The following is an 18381-nucleotide window of genomic DNA, read 5'->3' as shown; positions in this document are numbered from 1 at the left end:
AGGAGTCAGAAAAAAGTCGGGCGGGAAATCAGGCCGCGAAGGCGGTGTAGCGGGTTTCGTCCATCAGCGCGTCGAGCTGCGAAGGGTCGGACAGCTTGATCTTGAAGAACCAGCCGGCGCCCATGGGGTCGCTGTTGGCCAGGGACGGGTCGTCCTTCAGGGCTTCATTGATGGCGGTCACTTCGCCGCTCACGGGCATGTAGACGTCGGCGGCGGCTTTGACCGACTCGACCACGCCGGCGGTTTCCTTTTGCGCGAAGCTCGTGCCCACGGCGGGCAGGTCCACAAACACCACGTCGCCCAGTGCGTCCTGCGCATGCACGGTGATGCCGACGGTGGCGGTGTCGCCTTCAATCTTGAGCCATTCGTGGTCTTCGGTGTATTTGACGGTCATGAGAATCTCCGGAGGGTTGAGGGGTGGGGAAAGAAGGCTTTAGCTGCGCTTAACCACGGTTATCCACGGTAGTAGCGGTTGGGGACAAAAGGCATGGCCGCGACTTCCATGGGCACGGCCTTGCCGCGCACGATGGCGTTCACGCGTGTGCCCAGGGCGGCGAATTCGGGTTTCACATAGCCCATGGCCACCGGCTGGTTGATGGTCGGGCCCAGCAGGCCGCTGGTGACTTCGCCGATGCTTGTGCCGTCGGCGGCTTGCAGCTCGGTGTGGTCGCGCACGGGAACGCGCTCCAGCGCCACCAGGCCCACGCGTTTGCGCGCCAGCGTGGCGGGGTCGGCCAGCTGGGCCAGGATTTTGTCCGCGCCGGGGAAACCGCCCGCGCGCGCGCCGCCGGTGCGCCGCACTTTTTGCATGGCCCAGTTGAGGCTGGCTTCCACGGGTGTGGTGGTGGTGTCGATGTCGTTGCCGTAAAGGCACAGGCCCGCTTCCAGGCGCAGCGAGTTGCGCGCGCCCAGGCCTATGGGCTTGACCTCGGGCTGGGCGAGCAGCGCGCGCGCCAGCGTCTCGGCCTGCGAGCCGTGGACGGAAATTTCAAAGCCGTCTTCACCGGTGTAGCCGCTGCGCGTGAGGAAACAGTCGCAGCCGGCCACCGTGAAGCGCCCGCCGGTCATGAACACCAGCTTTTCGACGCCGGGCGCCAGGCGCTGCAGCGCGGCCACGGCCTGCGGGCCCTGCAGCGCCAGCAGCGCCATCTCGGGCATGGGGATGACTTCGCAGCGCGTGCCTATCTTTGCCTGGATGTGCGCGATGTCGCCGACCTTGCAGGCGCCGTTGACGATGACGAACAGGTCGCCGCCATGGGCGTAATCGCGGTTGAAGAACATCAGGTCGTCGATGATGCCGCCCTCGTCGTTGAGCAGCAGGCCGTAGCGCTGCTTGCCGGCGGGCAGGTCGATCACGTCGACGGGGATCAAAGATTCCAGCGCCGCAGCGGCGTCGGCGCCCACCAGGCGCAACTGGCCCATGTGGGACACGTCAAAGAGCCCGGCAGCCTGGCGTGTGTGGTGGTGCTCGGCCATCAGGCCCGCGGGGTATTGCACCGGCATGGAATAGCCCGCAAAAGGCACCATGCGCGCGCCCAGCTCCAGGTGCAGCGCGTGCAGCGGCGTTTTCAGCAGGGTTTCGGGCGCGGCGGAAGAGGTGGACGAATCGGACAAGGCATTCTCCGGGGAGGGGCAAACAGGTTCTGGATCCATGAGTTGCCCCTGCTGTCCACTTTACCTGAGAGATTCGCCCGGCGATGCGGGTTTGCTCCTTCGGTGGGTCGTCCTGGCGACGGCCTCTCTCCAGTAGGGAACGCCTTGCCGCGTGGTGCGCCGCAGGGCGGTTGCCAGTCCTTTTGCCTGAGCGTTCAGTGCACCAAAAGGGGGTGTACGTGCGCCTTCGGCGGTTTTCGCTGGGAAAACTCTCTCCTGACCCCGGAAGTGTAACTTAGGCCGCCTGGTGCTGCGGCAGCAGCATGGCGATGCGCTCGCTGATGGAGTCGGCGCGCTCGTGGCCCGCGATTTTCTCGATTTCCTCGATCATGTCGCGCGAAGCCGTGAGCATGCTCTCGCGGTCCTTGGCATTGCGCAGCGCCTCGCGAAAGCGCTCGGCCATGACCGGATCGCGCCGGGCGAACATGCGCTCGCAGATGTCGAACAGGAACATGCGCGTTGTGGCCAGTGAGCGCTTGCCTTCAAACTGGTCGGCCGATACCTGGATGGCCTGGGTGGTTTCGGGACTCGGGAAGTTTTGCAACTGCGCGGGTGTGGGTGCCGGCGCGGCTGGGGGTGCTGCCGCCGACGTGGATGTCTTGCCCGGATGCGCTTCCAGAAAGCCTTCGCGCAGCAGGCGCAGGGCGATGGCCTCGCCGTCACCGTCGAACAGCGGTCGGAAATCCTGGGCGGATTTGCTGCCGTCGGCCATCAGCAGCAGGGTGCGCTCGCGCTGGCCAAGCGTTCTCACGCCGGGCCTGAGCTCGGCGCGGGCACGTTCGGTTTTGTGGAGCTGCATGGATTTCATCCTGAAATGAAAGCCCGAGCATGGCTTGCGCAGATGACAGCGGCGTGAAACCCCCGCTTGAAAAAAGCTATTTGGCGTAGACCAGGTCGCGCAGGCCCAGCGACAGCTGCGGTACGTAAGTGATCACCATCAGGCAGGCCAGGATGACCACTACAAAGGGAAGCAGGTGGGTGACGATGCGGTCCAGCGATATCCTGGCGACGGTGCAGGCCGCGAACAGGTTCACGCCAAAAGGCGGTGTGATCATGCCCAGCGCGAGGTTGACCACCATCACCAGCCCGAAGTGCACCGGGTCTATGCCGAAATGCACCGCTACCGGGGCCAGGATGGGCGCCAGCACGATGATGGCGGCGCTGGTCTCGATGAACATGCCGATGACGAACAGCGCCGCGTTGACGCCCAGCAGGAAGAGGGCGGGCGACTGCAGCACGGCCTCCAGCCAATGGCCGATGGCATCCGGCACGCCGGCCCGGGTGATCAAAAAGGCGAACAGCCCGGCGTTGGCAATGATGAACATGATCACGGCGCTGGAGAGCACCGACTTGCGCAGGATGGCGTAGAGGTCGGCCGGCTTGATTTCACGGTAGATCACGACGCCGACGACCAGTGCGTAGAACACCGCCACCGCGGACGCCTCGGTCGGCGTGAAAATCCCGCCGTAAATACCGCCCAGGATGATCACCGGCATCAGCAGCGCCCAGCCCGCCTGCCAGGTCGCCTTGCCGAAGCTCAGGCGTCCGTCGCCATCGTGCTTGCCCCAGCCCTTCCAGCGGCAGTACAGGTGCACGAACAGCATGAGCGCGAAGCCGATCAGCAAGCCCGGGCCGAAGCCGGCGATAAAGAGTTCGCCAATGGAGACCTCGGCGCTGACGCCATAAAGAATCATGGGGATGGACGGCGGGATGATCACGCCCAGTTCCGCGCTGGTGGCCTGCAGGGCCGCGGCGTAGGCGGTGGGGTAGCCGTGCTTGATGAGCGCCGGTATCAGGATGGCGCCTATGGCAAAGGTTGTGGCCACCGACGAGCCGGACACGGCCGCAAAAATCATGCAGGTCAGCACGCAGGTCATGGGCAGGCCGCCCTGGATGCCGCCCACGATGCTCTTGGCAAATTCGACCAGCCGGCGCGAGATGCCGCCGGTTTCCATCAGGTTGCCGGCCAGGATGAAGAAGGGAATGGCTGCCAGCGGAAACTTGTTGATCGAAGAGAACATCTCCTTGACGGAGATCAGCATGTTGGCGTTGGAGGCCTGGATGCCGAAGATGGACGCCAGGCCTATGGAGACGGCCACCGAAACGGTGAGTGCGAAACACAGCACCATGGTGGAAATCATGACCGCGGTCATACTTGGCCCCCACGCTTTTCACTTCGTGTAATGCGCTTCCCCCCGAGGGGGCCGCTGCGCCTGCGGCCCGGCAAAGCCGGTTCCGCGGCCCCTGCTTGAATGGGGTGAAATCCAGCTTGTGTTTTCATTGTGCGGTTTCCAGTTCGTTACGCTGCGGATCGATCAGGTTGCCGATGAGGCCGATCACGCAGAACATGCCGCCCACGGGCATGGCCACATAGCCCCAGAACATCGAGACGGATTCCAGGCCCGCCATGGACTGCACGCGGCCGCGCAGCGAGTAGTCCCAGCCCCACCAGACGATCACCGCGATCAGCGCCAGGGCCGCCAGGCAGACCAGCCAGTCCAGCACGCGCCGCACGCGCGGCGGGCTCCAGCGGTAGAGCACATCCACGCTGACCATGGCACCTTGCCGGAAGGCCATGGGAATGCCCATGAACACCATCCAGATCAGGCTCAGGCGGATCAGGATTTCGCTCCACTCGGCGGGCTGCTCAAGGACGAAGCGCGTGACGATCTGGAACATCCCGAGCGCCGAGGCGATGACGAGCATCAGGCAGGCCACCAGCATGGAAAAGCCGGTGGTCCATCGTTCAAGTTTGAGGAAAGCTTGTTTCATGAGAGGGCCGGGGGTGGGGAAGTTAGATGGAAAACGCCCGCCAGTACGATCCCTGCGGGCGTGTTCAGCGACGCCGGATGCGGCAAACCGTGGCAAAAACCGCAGCCTGCGCGCCCTTACTTGTAGTTGCGGATCGCGTCGATATTGGCCTTGCCGAACTGCTTCTCGAATTCGGCATTGACGGGCGCCAGCGTGGCCACGAACTTCGCTTTGTCGACGTTCTCGATCACGGTCATGCCCTTGGCGCGCAGGTCGGCCACGCCGTTGGCGTCGTCCTGGTCGACGCGGGCGCGGTTGGCTTTGGTCGCCTCCTTGGCCGCGTCGATGAAGGCCGTCTTGTCGGCGGCGCTGAGCTTGTCGAAGGAGGCCTTGTTCATCAGGAAAATGCAGGGCGAATACACATGGCCGGTCAGCGTCAGGTGCTTTTGCACCTGGTCGAACTTGGCGGACATGATCACGGACAGCGGGTTTTCCTGGCCGTCGACGGTGCCCTGCTGCAGCGCGGTGAACACCTCAGGGAAGGCCATGGGCGTGGTGATGATGCCCAGGCCCTTGTAGGCCGCGATGTGCACCGGGTTCTCCATGGTGCGCATCTTCAGGCCCTTCAGGTCTTCCGGCAGCTTCACATCGCGCTTGCTGTTGGTCATATGGCGAAAGCCGTTCTCGGCCCAGGCCAGCGCCTTGAAGCCCTTGGCGTCGAATTTGGTCAGGAGGTCCTGGCCTATGGGGCCGTCCAGCACGGCGCGCGCATGCGCCTTGTCGCGAAACAGAAAGGGCACGTCGAGGATTTTGGTCTCGGGCACAAAATTGGGCACCGGTCCGGTGGACGAGAAGGCCAGCTCCTGGGTGCCCAGTTGCACAGCCTCGATGGATTCACGTTCGCCGCCCAGCGCGCCGTTGTAGAAGGCTTGTATCTTGTAGCGGCCGGCCGTGCGTTTTTCGACTTCCCTGGCGAAGGTGTCGATGGCAACACCCTGGTGCGAGTTCTGGGCGGTGGAAATGCTGATGCGCATGGTGCTTTGCGCGCTCACCGATGCGATGAATCCCAGGCCCAAAGCCATGCCGACCAGCAGTTTTGAAATTTTCATGGTGTCTCCAAATAGTCGTTGTTCAGAAAAATTCGCGACGACGGCGTACAGCAAGCCGTATGCACACCTATTATTACGTCGGCTTCCGGGACGTCGTGCGCGGGTTTTCGCCTAAGTAGGCCGCAATAATGCTGTCGAAATCGGGGTCAGGCAAGAGTCCAAGGCCCCGGGCGCGGGCGGCGTCGATGACAGCCGGCCAGTTGGCCACGATGTTGGCGATGGCCGGGTCCGGCGTCCAGTCAATCAGGGCAGCGGTTTGTTTGCCGGCCGCGCGTTCCAGCGCGGTGGCCATCTCGCCCACGGTGGTCTTGAGCGCCGGCAGGTTGACCGCTGTGCGCGCACCCCATTCGGCGTCGCCGGCTTCGGCCGCGCGTACCAGCCCTTCAATGGTTCGCGCGGGGGACGACAGGGCCACAGCGGTGTCGGGCGGCACCGGGCAAGCCGCGCGCAGGCCCGCCAGCGGCTCGCGGATCATGCCGCTCAAAAAGCTGGAGGCCGCGCCGTTGGGCTTGCCGGGCCGCACGCTGACCGTCATCAGCCGCACGTTGCGCCCGCGTATGAAACCCTTGCGCGCATAGTCGGCCACCAGCTGCTCGCCGATGAATTTCTGGATGCCGTAGCTGTTCTGCGGTGTGGGCAGGGTGCGGTCGTCTATGACCGGCGGCAAGGGCTGCACGGCTGAGTTGCCGAACACCGCGAGAGAACTCGCGAACACGACGGTAGGCGAGGTGCCCAGCTTGCGGCAGGCCTCAAGCAGCGCACGCGTGGCATCGACATTGCTGCGCATGCCAAGGTCGAAATCGGCCTCGCATTCTCCGCTGACGGCCGCGGCCATGTGAAAGACCAGCGCGTCGTCGGTGCGTACGACCTGTGATGCCGTATCGCTGCTTTCAAGAAGTTCATTGAGGTCGCCGACCACGGCGCGAATCCGCGAGTCCGCCGCCGTCGACGGGGGCGGTGCCACTCGATCGACCAGTGTGATGGTCTGTATGGTTTGCGGTGCGTCACCCGCAAGGGAAAGCTGTCCCTTCTCAAGTAGCTGGCGCGCCAGTCGCGCGCCCAGGAATCCGGCGCCGCCGGTGATGACGATGTTCATGTGTGTTTTGTCTCCGTAATGACTGTTCTTGGGCTTCCGCAGCTTGGTGACTGGCGTGCCGCACAGTTTAGGCCTGCCTTTGTCTGCTTCTGCTTGGTGTTGGGCCGGGTTAAGGGTGACGATGGCCAAACTCAACGGGATTGGCTGCTCTCATCCATGTAGAGGAGGCGATTGGCTGGCCATCTACCTAGAATCGGCTTGTGGGCGGGTGTGGCCCTCATTGACATCCGGGTGAGCGAAGCAAAAAGCCCTTAATAGCAAGCACCTGGTTGATTTTCTGGGGTACAGATTGTTCGCGAAGGCATCAAGTCATATCCCAGGCCTCGAGGTATAAATTACGTGAACTCTCACCCTACGAAATTCATCCGTCTTTCGCGATTGGCCGTCCTGCCGCTTGTATTGCTTGCCGGCTGTGTGATGAATTTTGTGCACCCGCTTTCGTCAGATTCTGTCGCAAAGTCCCGGCAGGCCGTGTTGATTTACGGCGTCCAGGTCGAAGGCAAGTGGGACTCTCCGCAATTCGCGGTTCAGTTGGTTGAGTACAGCCTCAAGGATCAGGACGGTGCCGGTAATTGCTATACCTTCAACAGCGCCACTGCAAGGGTACCGTCCACGCCAGGGGCGGTAAGGTATTTTGCTTTTGAAGTTCCTGTGGGTCATTACACCTATGGCGCATTTAACGGAGCGCCGCTTGTCGGCGAGACGCGCGCGTTTTCTGCCGTGGAAGGTCGGCTGTCCTACATCGGGGATTTCATCTATACCTCGGCGCGGCAGGTGGAGCTGCGAAGTAACAGCGAGGGCTATAGAAGCAGCTTGTCCGAAGCTTTTCCCGGCACGAGTGGCAAGTTCATTCTTGCCGAAGCTGTTTCTGTGCGACCGCCCAAAGCGTTCCTGTGCGCACCATGAGGGCTAACCGGTCGTTCAAGGCGACGTCCTTCGGCAGGCCTCAGCCCCCCGCTGGAGTTCAATGTTGGGCCTCTTGACCATGCGCCTGTATATCTCCATCGCTATTGCCCTATTTCTGGTCACATCCGGTCATGCCGCATGCTCTGGCCGGGAAAATTGGATGGTGGCCAACTCCTTGCGCCTGAGCGCATCCAGTGGGAAAAATCCGGACGAATCTTTTGAGGTGGAGGTACGCCACTTCGGTGATGCACAGATGTTTTCGCGGGTCGTCCAGGGTCCCTCGGTCGTCATGTCTTACCGGCTTTCTGGCGGTCGATATTTGTTTTACGGTATCGATGAAGAAAGGTTCCTTCACCCCGATGGCTTTGACCCCAGGCAGTCATTCATTCTTCCAACAATGATTCTGGACCAATTTGGATTTTCCGGATTGTGTGAGGTTTCGGGCGAGCAACATTTTCACGGCTCTGTCGACCTTGGCGATTACTCGCCTCCCGGTATGCGCAAGCTGATGGTTGAGGGGACAGTGGCCCGAGCCTCCGTTTCCGTCGTGAAATTTTCCCTTCGCCTGCTTGGTGGTACTGTGACGACCATCGACGGATCGTTCGATTTTGTTGCTCCGCCATTTCCAGCCGAAGCCCCGGTTCTCAATTGGCATTACCTTCTTCCTGGCGACCGCACGCTTTCCGCCAAGGGTACGAATACCACCATGCCCACATTGGGTGCTTTCATTCAAGGTACGGAACGATAGCCGTGCGCACCGAAAAGACGCCCACTTGCGGCAGGCCCTAACGCGACCTCAACTTGAGCAACCGGTCGCTCGCCGCCGCCAGGTGCTCGCGCAAGGTATACCAGCGTTCGGAAAATTCATCGGGCAGGTCCAGCGACACCACCTGGCGTTCGATGTTGTCCAGCCGCTCCAGCAGCCGGCGCAGCGCCACGGGGTCGTCGGCGGAGACCTCATCGATCTCGCTTTCGAGGAATTTGAGGTCGCCGTAAAAATGGTTCAGGGCCGAGTTGATGCGCCAGTCGAATAGCCTGGGGATCCAGGCCAGCATCAGCAGCGCGATGCCCAGCAGCGGCAGGATGGCGTAGAAGACCAGTTCCGCGTACTGGGCCGTGCGATAGGGCAGCAGGGTCTCCATCCATGGGCGCGCGCCCAGGCTGTAGCCGCGGGCCGTGGCCGAGAGCGGGAAGTCGCTGCCGCGAAAACTCGGGAACTGGCCGTGGCGCTGCAAAAAGTTTGGTATCTCGTGGATTTCAATGGCGGCGTCCAGCAGGGCGCGCTGCAGGGCCGGGTGCAGGTCCTGCTTCACCAGCAAATGGGTTTGCAGGCTCATCAGCGTGAGGTCTTTGGGCGGAATGTCGCCGCGCAGCTCGATCGCGCCCTGCGGCAGCAGCAGCGGCTGCAGGCGCGGGTTCTGGGCGGCCAGCGCGCCGGCGTGTTCAACGCCCAGCAACTGGATGCCGCTGCTGCGCGTCAGCAGCTGCACGGCCTGCGAGTCGTCACCGGCGACATGAAACACCAGGTCGACCTTGCCGTCGATCAGTGCATTGGCGGCCGCCACGCCGGCGCTGCTGTCGAACTGCACGTCCGCGGGCCGCACGCCGGCGTGCGCCAGCATCAGCATGGCCGCCATGAAGGAGGAGGACGAGGCCGGCCCCGCCGCGATGCGCAAGCCCCGGGCCTGCGCCAGCGTCAAAGGCCCGCCCGTGGTGGAGAAAATCCACACCGGTTCCTGGCCCACCACGGCCAGCGCCTGCACCCCGGTGTCGGTACTGGCATAAATGCCCTGGGCAAAACCTATGCTGGTGGCGTCGCCCGGCCGGCCCAGCCTGTCCAGCGAGCCTTTTTGCGTGTCCGAATACACCAGCTCGGTGCGCACGCCCATGCGCTCGAGCTGCTCGGCATAGCGCTGCGCCAGCATGGAGTAGCCGTCTTGCGGCGAGCCCGCGCCTATGAGCACTTCGCCGGGCGGCAGCACCTTCCATTGCGTGGCCGACCACCACAAAGCCAGGGCCGTGCACAGCAGCACCGGCAGGTAGAACAGCCACCAGCGCCGGCGGTAAAGCAGCAGCAGTTTCATCGCCCTTATCGCCCCCTCATCCGGTACAGCCGCTGGCGCACAAACTCGATGTGCTGGTGCAGCGTGTAGCAGCGCGCCATCAGGTCGCGGGGCGTGGCAAAAGCCATCATGGCCTTGTCGATGCCGTTCAGGCGTATCAGGAAGCGTGTCAGGTCCAGCCCCGAGAGCGATTCCTGGCCCAGGTCGTTTTCAATGAATTTGAGCTCGCCGTACCAGCGGTTCACGCGGCTTTCCAGCACCCAGCGCAGGTAGGCCGGCACCAGGCGCATCAGCCACACGGCCAGCAGCACAACCGGCAGCACGAGCAGCAGGATGCGCTCGACGACCTGGGCCCACCAGAAGGGCAGCACCCGCTCCAGCCAGGGCAGGCCGTGCGTCAGGGTCTCGCGCGCCTCGCGCGCGGTGGGAAAGTCGATGCGCCGCAGCGAGGGGAAATCGCCGGCGCGGTGGAACAACCCGCCGCCGGCGTGGACGTCCATGGCCACCGCGATGGCCAGGCGCTTGAGGGCGGGGTGCAGGCCCTCGCGCGCCACCAGGCTGGCGGAGGTGGTCAGCAGCGTGATGTCGCGCGGGGGCAGCCGCGCATCCAGCGTGCCCTGCGCCAGCAGGCGTGACTCCAGGTAGGGGTTGCGCTCGGTGATGGCGGCGGACTTGCGGATGTTGGCCATGTGGATGCCCGGCAGGCTCAGCATGTTCTGCACCACAAAGGACTCGGGCGCCGCGACGATGAAGACCACGTCGACCGCCCCCTGCCGCAGGGCCTGGACGGCCGGGCTGCTGGTCAGCGGGGAGAGTGTCAGGTCCCTGGCCTCCATCCGCGCCTGCTCCAGCAGCTTGAGCGCCACCTTGCGGGTGCCGCTGCCTTCGGGGCCTACGGCCACGCGCAGGCCCTGCAGCTGGTTGAGCGAATCGATTTCGCGGCCGCGTGTGAAAACCCACACCGGCTCCACGTCCACATTGGCCAGGGTTTCAACGCGGCTGCGGTCGCGCCGTTCCAGCGAGCTGCCCAGGTAGCCGAAGCCGCCCTGCATCAGCGCGAGGTCCGAGGGATTCACGGCCTGGCGAAGGCGCTCCAGGTTTTGCTGCGAACCGGCCGAGGTCTGGATCTCTAGCGTGATGCCATGGTCCGCGAGTTTTTCGGCGTAGCGCCTGGCGTGCAGGTAGTAGGCGCCGTCCGCGCCGGCCGTGGTGATGCTCAGGTGCGCGGGCGGCATGGGATAGACGAACAGCCACAGGCCCGTGGCCGTGGCTGCGGCGGCAAGCGCCATGGGCAACCGGATCCACAGCCACTTGCGTTGGTACAACTTCGCCATGCGCACAGGGGATAGTCCTGTAAAAGGTTGTTACCCTTATAGCGCAAAGGTGTTACCGCTGTCAGGCGGACTAACGCCAAGGCGTCAAGCAGGCGTCTGCGTCAGGCCGGCGCTGCTTTTGTTTTGGTTTTTGGCCCGCCGCCGGTCGTGCCCAGCAGCCAGAGATTGAGGCTGGGGGAGCGGCTGATGAGCAGCGCCGACACAATCGGCCCGGCCAGGCCGGCGGCCAGGCCCGCCACCATCAGCACGTAGATATCCGTGACGCCCATCTTCTTCAAGGCAATGCGGCTTGCCGCGGTGAAGAACACATGCAGCAGGTAGATCGCGAACGAATAGGAGCCGACGTAGGCGAGGCGCGGTGAGCTCCAGCCGCTGCGCAGCAGCAAAAAGGCGCTGCACACACCGAGGCCCAGCGCGGCCAGGGAGTTGCCTTGTTCTGAATACTGCGGCAGCAGCATGGCCGCGGTCGCGGCGCAGATGAAGACGGCCGCCGCGATGCCGCGCGCGGCCGGGCCGCTGATCTCGAAGCGTTTGCAGGCCAGCCCCGCGAGGAAGAAGGGCAGCAGGTAGACGGCGCCCTGGGCGGCAAAATAATTCGGCGGGCTGAAGTAGTCGAACAGCACCGCGCTCAAAGCCCATACCAGCGCGAAGCCGGCCGGCGTCGACAGCGCCTTCAGGTGCTCCAGCAGGACCACCACCAGGAAGACGATGAACAGCGCTTCCAGGAACCAGAAATGCCCCACCGGCACGATGTGCAGCAGCCACCAGCGGTCCACGGCGTTGTTGGCACCCGGCGTGAGTGCCTGCACGACGGCAAAAATGGTTCCCACCGTGATCAGCGGCAGCAGCAGCCTGCGCACCTTGCCCTTGATGAAAGCCGGGGCGTTGCCCTGGTAGGGCCGAAAGCCGTAGACATAGCCCGAGATGAAGGAGAACAGCGGCATGCGGATATAGGCCAGCGCTTCATTGAAGACCTGCAGCCAGTGGCCCTCCGGAATCCTCAACCCGACGCTGGGGGTGTCCCCCACCACATGAAACAGGACCAGCAGGACACAGGCAATGCCCCTCAAGGTGTCCACCTCAAGACTGCGTTTCATTTTTTGGCCGGTCATCGGATGCGGGTTCCTTTCTTCATGCTGCATGAAATCCCGCCACCCGGGTCACGGGCCGCGCGTGCGCGCTGAAGCGTCGAATGACGAATGGATCAATGAGATCCAGATCCATGCGGGGAGATGCATAGAGCGTAATCAAGCAAGGCTGCACCTTCGGGTCCGGAAAAAAGCAAACTGTTGCAAGCAGTATCGTTTTGCGCGGCATCCAACATCCAGCGCACAGCTGTTACGTTGTTGCAACGAATGCGCAGCTCTTCCGTCAAATGAATCAACCGGGAAAACCCTAAACTGGGTTCATCTCCTACATCAACTGTCTCGCTTGGCGCATGGCGTCTCCCGCAGATGTGTTCGATCCTCAATCAGCTGTTTCCGCAGCGCCGTCACTTGGCGATTTCGCGGGACAAACACAGGAAGTGACATCCGGAAATGAATTTTCACACTCCGCTTTCAAGCGAAGATTCCGCGCGCTATGCGGCACTGCTCGTGCAAGGCACGGCCATCACGCGGCATGCTGAACTGCTGGCCTGGCTTCAGGGCGACATGCAGCAATGCCTCCCCCACGACATCCTGCTCGCGGGCTGGGGCGATTTCCAGCAGGGCGTCCTGCAGCACGACGTCGTCTCCAGCCTGCCCGGTGCGCGCTCCTATGCCGCGGGCACGGACGGGCTGCCCTTTCTATTAGGCAAGTTCCATGAGCGCTGGCTGGCCGCCGAGCGCCAGCCCTGCCGGCTGGACTTCAGCGAATTTGAATACCTGCTGGGCCAGGCGAGCTTGCCGGGCTCTTTCCCGGGCAGCCTGCGCGGCATGCGCTCGGTGCTGATCCACGGCCTGCAGGACGAAAGGGTGCAGCAGGAGTGCCTCTATGTGTTCATGAGCGCGGATGACATCCCGGCCGAGCCTTGCAGCACGGCCCTGCGCATGCTGATGCCCAGCGTCGACGCCGCCTTGCGCCAGATGGCACCGCTGCCGCAGCAGCGCCGCCCCGCCGCCATGCGCGGCCCTGCCGAGGACGCCAGCGGCCTGAGCGAGCGCGAGACCCAGATCATGGCCTGGGTGGCCATGGGAAAAACCAATTCCGAGATAGGCGCCATTCTCAACATCAGCGGCTTCACCGTGAAGAACCACATGCAGCGCATCTTCCAGAAGCTCAACGTCTTTAACCGCGCGCAGGCGGTTTCCAAAGTGACAAGGGTAGGCATGTATGGCTGAAGCAAACCAGCTTAGTTCCGCGTCCGCCTGGCTCAACCAGCGCGAACCCCGCTCCATGGGGCTGGGCCGCAGCCACCTGTTCACCGCCGTCGAGGCCGGGCTGGATCCGCTGGTACTGGTGTTTTCGCTGTGGGCACTCGCGTTTTATTTTGAGGGCTCGGTGCGGCCCGCCTACCTGATCCTGTCCGTCATCGTGTTCTCGCTGACCTTTCCGGGCAGCTCGCAGCTGCGCCTGCCGGTGTGGAAGGTGTTCTCGAAAATCGCCTTCCACTGGATTTGGATAGCCGGCCTGCTGCTGCTGACGGGCTATGTGACGGAGTACTTCCACAAATTTTCCATGACCGTGCTGAGCCACTGGCTGTGGGTTGCGCCCGCGGCCCAGGCCGGCGCGCACCTGGCCCTCAGGGCGGCGGCGCCGCAGCTGCTGAAGCTGCAGGGGCCGCCGCGCGGCGCGGTGATCGTCGGCATGAACGAGCAGGGCGTCTCATTGGCCCGCAACATCGCCGGCTCGGCCTACTCGGGCATAGAGCTCAAGGGCTTTTTCGACGACCGCGGTGAAGACCGCAGGGAAGCGCAGGACGAACACCGGCTGGTCGGGAAGATCGACGACCTGCCGGCCTACGTCAAGCAGCACCGCATCCAGTTCATCTACCTGTCGCTGCCCATGGCCTCGCGCCCGCGCATCCTGCAGGTGCTGGACGGGCTCAAGGACACCACCGCCTCGATCTATTTTGTGCCCGACATGTTCATCACCGACCTGATACAGGGCCGCAGCGACACGGTGTGCGGCGTCACGGTGATCTCGGTCTGCGACACGCCCTTCCGCGGTGTCAACGGCTTCCTCAAGCGCGCCAGCGACATCGTGCTGTCGCTGCTGATCCTGCTGCTGATCTTCCCCATCATGCTGGTCATCGCCCTGCTGGTGAAGCTGGACTCGCCGGGGCCGGTCATTTTCAAGCAGCGCCGCTACGGCCTGGACGGCGAGCAGATCCTGGTCTACAAATTCCGCTCCATGGCCGTCACCGAAGACGGCGCAGCGATACGCCAGGCCAGCAAGAACGACATGCGGGTCACCCGCCTGGGCGCCATCCTGCGCAAGACCTCGCTCGACGAGCTGCCGCAGTTCATCAACGTGCTGCAAGGCCGCATGAGCATCGTCGGCCCGCGCCCGCACGCCGTGGCGCACAACGAGATGTACCGCTCGCTCATCAAGGGTTATATGGTGCGCCACAAGGTCAGGCCCGGCATCACGGGCTGGGCCCAGGTCAACGGCCAGCGCGGCGAAACCGACACGCTGGACAAGATGCAGTCGCGCATCGACTGCGACCTGGACTACCTGCGCAACTGGTCGCTGCAGCTGGACTTTTTCATCATCCTGAAAACCATTCGCCTGGTCTTCAAGGATGGCGCGGCTTACTAAGAATGAAAGGAGATGGCATCCGCCCGTTCATCAGGCTGCCTATGCAGTGCTGCCATTAGGGCAAACGGACTATCGCCACCCAAGCATGTACTCAGTATCTTTTTTTCATCCTTCCGCGGAGGCCCGCCCTTGAAGCACCCTCAAAAACTCCTCCCGATTCCCTTGTTGCTGCTGGGCCTGTTTCCCCTGGCCGCGCAGGCTGATGACCTGGACACGCTGCAGTTCCGGCTGGGGCAAAGCGCGACGCATGACAGCAATGTGTTCCGGCTGCCCGATTCCGCCAACACGCAGGCCGTGCTCGGCAGGCCCGAGCGCGACGACAACGTGGCGGTGACCACGGCGGGCTTCAAGATCAACAAGCCCTACGGGCTGCAGCGTTTCGAGTTCGACGCGAATATCGAGGACCACCGCTACAGCCGTTTTTCCTACCTGGACTTCACGGCGGTCAACTACGCGGCCGCCTGGCGCTGGAGCTTCACGCCGGCCCTGCACGGCAACCTGACCAGCGACAGGCGCGAGTATGTCGACACCTATGCCGACGTGCAGGGCGCGGGGCAGATCAACCGCCGCACCAACCGCTCCACCATTTTTGATGCCGAGTACGAACTCGACGGCGCCTGGCGCGTGGTGGGCGGCCTGTTCGAGCGCACCAGCTCCAACAGCCAGCCCAACACCTTCGAGGCCGATTCCAAAATCCACGGTGCCGAGGCCGGCGTGCGTTATGTCTACCCGTCGGGCACCTCCATGGCCTACCGCTTCCGGGAAGGCAAGGGCGAGTACCCGGGCCGCTTCCTGGCGCCGGGGATTGCGGGCAACTTCACCGACCGCGAGCATGAGTTCCGCCTTGACTGGGCACCCAGCGCCAAGACCACGCTGCGCGCCAAGGTCGCGTACCTGGATCGCGAGCACGACGGCGTGGGGGCGCGCGACTTTTCCGGCGTGACCGGCCAGCTTGACGCGGCCTGGGCCATCACGCCCAAGAGCACGCTGGCCGGCGGCCTGGTGCGTGAACTGGCCAGTTACCAGACCAACACGTCGAGTTATTACGAAGGCTGGCGCTTCTTTGTCGCACCGACCTGGAAGCCCACCGAAAAAACCGCGGTGCGCCTGCGTTACGACCACGGCGCGCGCGACTTCAAGGGGCCGCTGCCGGGCTTTGCCGCCAGCGGCCGCCGCGACACCACCGACCTGGTGTCCCTGGCCCTCGAATGGCAGGCCATGCGCGCGCTCAAGCTGACCGCTTCGGTGCAAAGCGACAGGCGCAAGTCCAACGAGCCGGGCTTTGACTACAAGAGCAATTCCTTCGGCCTGTCGGCCGACGCGAGCTTTTGAGCAGGCCTTACCTGAATCCCTGCTTTCCCTAAAGGCGACAAGATGAACCTGCTGAATTTGAAACCCATGACCCGATATTTCCTGGCCACGCTGTTGTGCCTGGCCACCGCGCCGCTGTGGGCGCAAACCCCGCCGGCCCAGACGACCGCACAGCCGTCCGCTCCTCCTTCGGTGCAGGCCGCGGCAACGACGGCGCCGGTCGCGCCCGCTTCGGTGGCGGCCACGGCCGCCTTGCCGAGCAGCCAGGACTACCGGCTGGGCGCCGGCGACGCCATCGGCGTGCAGGTCTACCAGAGTCCCGATTTGTCCATCGACGCGCGGGTCTCTGAAAGCGGCGTGATCAGTTATCCGCTGATAGGCAGTGTGCAGCTCGGCGGGCTGACGATTGCCGAGGCCGAAAAGAAAATTGGTGATGCGCTGAAAAGCGGAGGTTTCGTCAAGGTGCCGCAGGTCAACATCGTGCTGCGCCAGGTGCGCGGCAACCAGGTGGCGGTGCTGGGGCAGGTGAGCCGGCCCGGCCGTTTCCCGCTGGAAACCTTCAACACCCGTGTCAGCGACATGCTGGCCGCCGCCGGCGGCACCACCCCGACCGGCGACGACGAACTGATCGTCACCGGCCAGCGCGACGGCAAGCCGTTTCGCAAGGTGATAGACATCCCGGCGCTGTTCCTCAACGCGAAATCCGACGATGACATCGTGCTGGCCGGCGGGGACACCCTGTACGTCAACAAGGCGCCCATGTTCTACATCTACGGCGAGGCGCAGCGCCCCGGCCCCTACCGCATCGAGCGCGGCATGACGGTCATGCAAGCGCTGGCCCAGGGCGGCGGCCCGACCGTGCGCGGCAGCCAGAACCGCCTGAAGCTGCACCGCCGCGACGCCTCGGGCAAGGTCGTGGAAACCACGCCCAACCTGAACGACCTGGTTCGCCCCGAGGACGTGATCTACGTCCGCGAAAGCCTCTTCTAACTTTTCTAACAGCCATGACTGGAAAGCCATGACACTCCATCAATTTTTACTGATACTGCGCGCCCGCTACAAGGTGGCGCTGCTGATCATCCTGCTGGCGATCTCGGCGGCGCTGGCGGTCAGCCTGGTGCTGCCGAAAAAATACACGGCGCAGACCGCCGTGCTGGTCGACGTGCGCTCGCCCGACCCGGTGGCCGGGGCTGGCAGCGCGCCCATACAGGGGCTGGTGGCGCCCAGCTACATGGCCACGCAGGTCGACATCATTGGCGGCGACCGCGTGGCCCAGCGCGTGGTGAAGATGCTCAAGCTCGACGAAAACCCGCGCACCAAGGAGCGCTGGCTGGAAGCGACCGAAGGCCGCGGCACGCTGGAAGGCTGGATCGCGGACTCGCTGCAAAAGCGCCTGGACGTGCGGCCCGCGCGCGAAAGCAATGTGATCAACATCACCTACAAGGGCAGCGATGCCGAAGAAGCCGCGAGCGTGGCCAATGCCTTTGCCCAGGCCTACCTGGACATCAACCTGGCGCTGAAGACCGAACCGGCCCGCATTTACGCAGAATGGTTTGACGAGCAGACCAAGGCCTCGCGCGCCAAGCTGGAAGAAGCCCAGGCCCGGCTCTCGGAGTACCAGCAAAAGGCCGGCATCGTCAGCAGCGACGAGCGCGTGGACTATGAAACCACCAAGCTGGCGGAGCTGTCCTCGCAGCTCACCACGGTGCAGGGCGACACCACCGACAGCCAGAGCAAGCGCGGCTCGCGCGGCGACACCATCGCCGAGGTGATGCAAAGCCCGCTGATCAACGGCCTGAAGGCCGACGTGGCGCGGCAGGAGGCCAAGGTGCAGGAAGTCAGCGTGCGCCTGGGCGAGAACCACCCCGAGCGCCAGCGCGCCGAATCCGAGCTGGCCGCCCTCAAGAGCCGCCTGGCCAGCGAAACCGCGCGCATCAATGCCTCCATCGAGACCACCTACCGCGTCGGCAAGGACCGCGAACGCGAGCTGCAGGGCGCGGTCGGCGCGCAGAAGGCCCGCGTGCTGGCCCTGAACAAGCAGCGCGACGAGCTCAACGTCTACCGCCGCGACGTCGAGTCGGCCCAGCGCGCTTATGAGACCGTGAGCCAGAGCGCCTCGCAGACGCGCCTGCAGAGCTTGACCAACCAGACCAATGTGGTGCGCCTCAACGTCGCGACGGCGCCCGTCAACCCGTCCAGCCCGCGGCTGCTGATCAACCTGCTGATTGCTGCTTTCGGCGGCACCCTGCTGGGTATCGCCTGCGCCTTGCTGCTGGAGCTCGCCAACCGCCGCGTGCGCTCCGCCGAGGACCTGGTGCAGATGCTGGAGCTGCCGGTGCTGGCCAGCATTTCTTCGAGCACGGGCAACACCCGGCTCAGCGGTCCGCGCCGGCTGGCGCTCGGTTTGGGAGGATGAG

At 64.0% G+C, this 18381-nt stretch carries 17 protein-coding genes and 2 riboswitches; of the genes, 7 read left to right on the top strand and 10 right to left on the bottom strand.

Features of this window, described 5'->3' with window-relative positions; genetic code table 11:
• Positions 1-28: 28 nt before the first annotated feature.
• The 7 genes from gcvH to denD form a co-directional block, all read right to left on the bottom strand.
• Positions 29-394 (bottom strand): glycine cleavage system protein GcvH, encoded by a 366-nt coding sequence (gcvH, locus tag AC1DUN_RS20715; protein ID WP_007868705.1) that lies wholly within the window; start codon positions 392-394, stop codon positions 29-31.
• A gap of 59 nt (positions 395-453) precedes the next feature.
• Positions 454-1614 (bottom strand): glycine cleavage system aminomethyltransferase GcvT, encoded by a 1161-nt coding sequence (gene gcvT, locus AC1DUN_RS20710; RefSeq protein ID WP_477715620.1) that lies wholly within the window; start codon positions 1612-1614, stop codon positions 454-456.
• A 41-nt stretch (positions 1615-1655) separates the two neighbouring features.
• Positions 1656-1757, bottom strand: a riboswitch (glycine riboswitch).
• A gap of 21 nt (positions 1758-1778) precedes the next feature.
• A riboswitch (glycine riboswitch) is annotated at positions 1779-1882 on the bottom strand.
• Positions 1883-1888: 6 nt separating this feature from the next.
• Positions 1889-2452: a hypothetical protein gene (locus tag AC1DUN_RS20705; RefSeq protein WP_477715619.1), complete on the bottom strand. Its 564-nt coding sequence runs from the start codon at positions 2450-2452 to the stop codon at positions 1889-1891.
• Positions 2453-2528: 76 nt separating this feature from the next.
• Positions 2529-3806: a TRAP transporter large permease gene (locus AC1DUN_RS20700; protein ID WP_477715618.1), complete on the bottom strand. Its 1278-nt coding sequence runs from the start codon at positions 3804-3806 to the stop codon at positions 2529-2531.
• Between the two features lie 124 nt (positions 3807-3930).
• A complete protein-coding gene (locus AC1DUN_RS20695; RefSeq protein ID WP_477715617.1) occupies positions 3931-4425 on the bottom strand; it encodes a TRAP transporter small permease in 495 nt (164 codons plus the stop codon).
• 116 nt (positions 4426-4541) lie between these two features.
• Positions 4542-5513, bottom strand: a complete 972-nt coding sequence (locus tag AC1DUN_RS20690; RefSeq protein WP_477715616.1) for a TRAP transporter substrate-binding protein — start codon at positions 5511-5513, stop codon at positions 4542-4544.
• 73 nt (positions 5514-5586) lie between these two features.
• Positions 5587-6609, bottom strand: a complete 1023-nt coding sequence (denD, locus tag AC1DUN_RS20685) for a D-erythronate dehydrogenase (RefSeq protein ID WP_477715615.1) — start codon at positions 6607-6609, stop codon at positions 5587-5589.
• A 339-nt stretch (positions 6610-6948) separates the two neighbouring features.
• Between denD and AC1DUN_RS20680 the strand changes: the two genes are divergently transcribed.
• A complete protein-coding gene (locus AC1DUN_RS20680) occupies positions 6949-7515 on the top strand; it encodes a hypothetical protein (RefSeq protein ID WP_477715614.1) in 567 nt (188 codons plus the stop codon).
• A gap of 73 nt (positions 7516-7588) precedes the next feature.
• A complete protein-coding gene (locus tag AC1DUN_RS20675; protein ID WP_477715613.1) occupies positions 7589-8263 on the top strand; it encodes a hypothetical protein in 675 nt (224 codons plus the stop codon).
• A gap of 37 nt (positions 8264-8300) precedes the next feature.
• Here AC1DUN_RS20675 and AC1DUN_RS20670 read toward each other — a convergent pair whose 3' ends face one another.
• From AC1DUN_RS20670 to AC1DUN_RS20660, 3 genes are all read right to left on the bottom strand, one after another.
• Positions 8301-9599 (bottom strand): TAXI family TRAP transporter solute-binding subunit, encoded by a 1299-nt coding sequence (locus tag AC1DUN_RS20670; protein WP_477715612.1) that lies wholly within the window; start codon positions 9597-9599, stop codon positions 8301-8303.
• A 5-nt stretch (positions 9600-9604) separates the two neighbouring features.
• Positions 9605-10912, bottom strand: a complete 1308-nt coding sequence (locus AC1DUN_RS20665; protein WP_477715611.1) for a TAXI family TRAP transporter solute-binding subunit — start codon at positions 10910-10912, stop codon at positions 9605-9607.
• Positions 10913-11013: 101 nt separating this feature from the next.
• Complete coding sequence (locus AC1DUN_RS20660; RefSeq protein ID WP_477715610.1) at positions 11014-12009, bottom strand: acyltransferase family protein; 996 nt, start codon at positions 12007-12009, stop codon at positions 11014-11016.
• 441 nt (positions 12010-12450) lie between these two features.
• On the opposite strand from AC1DUN_RS20660, the gene epsA reads away from it, so the two are divergent.
• The 5 genes from epsA (at position 12451) to epsF (ending at position 18380) form a co-directional block, all read left to right on the top strand.
• On the top strand, positions 12451-13233 hold the full coding sequence (gene epsA, locus AC1DUN_RS20655) for an XrtB/PEP-CTERM-associated transcriptional regulator EpsA (protein WP_477715609.1): 783 nt from the start codon (positions 12451-12453) through the stop codon (positions 13231-13233).
• Complete coding sequence (locus AC1DUN_RS20650; protein WP_477715608.1) at positions 13226-14653, top strand: undecaprenyl-phosphate glucose phosphotransferase; 1428 nt, start codon at positions 13226-13228, stop codon at positions 14651-14653. Before epsA ends, AC1DUN_RS20650 begins: the two co-directional genes overlap by 8 nt.
• A 129-nt stretch (positions 14654-14782) precedes the next feature.
• Positions 14783-15985, top strand: coding sequence for an XrtB/PEP-CTERM-associated polysaccharide biosynthesis outer membrane protein EpsL (gene epsL / locus AC1DUN_RS20645; protein ID WP_477715607.1), 1203 nt, complete (start codon positions 14783-14785; stop codon positions 15983-15985).
• A 66-nt stretch (positions 15986-16051) separates the two neighbouring features.
• Positions 16052-16954: a polysaccharide export protein EpsE gene (gene epsE, locus AC1DUN_RS20640; protein WP_477715606.1), complete on the top strand. Its 903-nt coding sequence runs from the start codon at positions 16052-16054 to the stop codon at positions 16952-16954.
• 28 nt (positions 16955-16982) lie between these two features.
• Positions 16983-18380, top strand: coding sequence for a chain length determinant protein EpsF (gene epsF / locus AC1DUN_RS20635; protein ID WP_477715605.1), 1398 nt, complete (start codon positions 16983-16985; stop codon positions 18378-18380).
• Position 18381 lies beyond the last annotated feature (1 nt).

Source organism: Polaromonas sp. P4_F6 (assembly GCF_056401275.1).
The sequence above is the reverse complement of the archived record's forward strand: the minus strand, read 5'-3'. Positions and strand labels throughout refer to the sequence as shown.

Excerpts from the sequence above, each read along its gene's own strand:
- gcvH (WP_007868705.1), bottom strand. The coding sequence starts at position 394 with ATGACCGTCAAATACACCGAAGACCACGAATGGCTCAAGATTGAAGGC.
- AC1DUN_RS20705 (WP_477715619.1), bottom strand. The coding sequence starts at position 2,452 with ATGCAGCTCCACAAAACCGAACGTGCCCGCGCCGAGCTCAGGCCCGGC.
- AC1DUN_RS20700 (WP_477715618.1), bottom strand. The coding sequence starts at position 3,806 with ATGACCGCGGTCATGATTTCCACCATGGTGCTGTGTTTCGCACTCACC.
- AC1DUN_RS20695 (WP_477715617.1), bottom strand. The coding sequence starts at position 4,425 with ATGAAACAAGCTTTCCTCAAACTTGAACGATGGACCACCGGCTTTTCC.
- AC1DUN_RS20690 (WP_477715616.1), bottom strand. The coding sequence starts at position 5,513 with ATGAAAATTTCAAAACTGCTGGTCGGCATGGCTTTGGGCCTGGGATTC.
- denD (WP_477715615.1), bottom strand. The coding sequence starts at position 6,609 with ATGAACATCGTCATCACCGGCGGCGCCGGATTCCTGGGCGCGCGACTG.
- AC1DUN_RS20670 (WP_477715612.1), bottom strand. The coding sequence starts at position 9,599 with ATGAAACTGCTGCTGCTTTACCGCCGGCGCTGGTGGCTGTTCTACCTG.
- AC1DUN_RS20665 (WP_477715611.1), bottom strand. The coding sequence starts at position 10,912 with ATGGCGAAGTTGTACCAACGCAAGTGGCTGTGGATCCGGTTGCCCATG.
- AC1DUN_RS20660 (WP_477715610.1), bottom strand. The coding sequence starts at position 12,009 with ATGAAACGCAGTCTTGAGGTGGACACCTTGAGGGGCATTGCCTGTGTC.
- epsA (WP_477715609.1), top strand. The coding sequence starts at position 12,451 with ATGAATTTTCACACTCCGCTTTCAAGCGAAGATTCCGCGCGCTATGCG.
- AC1DUN_RS20650 (WP_477715608.1), top strand. The coding sequence starts at position 13,226 with ATGGCTGAAGCAAACCAGCTTAGTTCCGCGTCCGCCTGGCTCAACCAG.
- epsE (WP_477715606.1), top strand. The coding sequence starts at position 16,052 with ATGACCCGATATTTCCTGGCCACGCTGTTGTGCCTGGCCACCGCGCCG.
- epsF (WP_477715605.1), top strand. The coding sequence starts at position 16,983 with ATGACACTCCATCAATTTTTACTGATACTGCGCGCCCGCTACAAGGTG.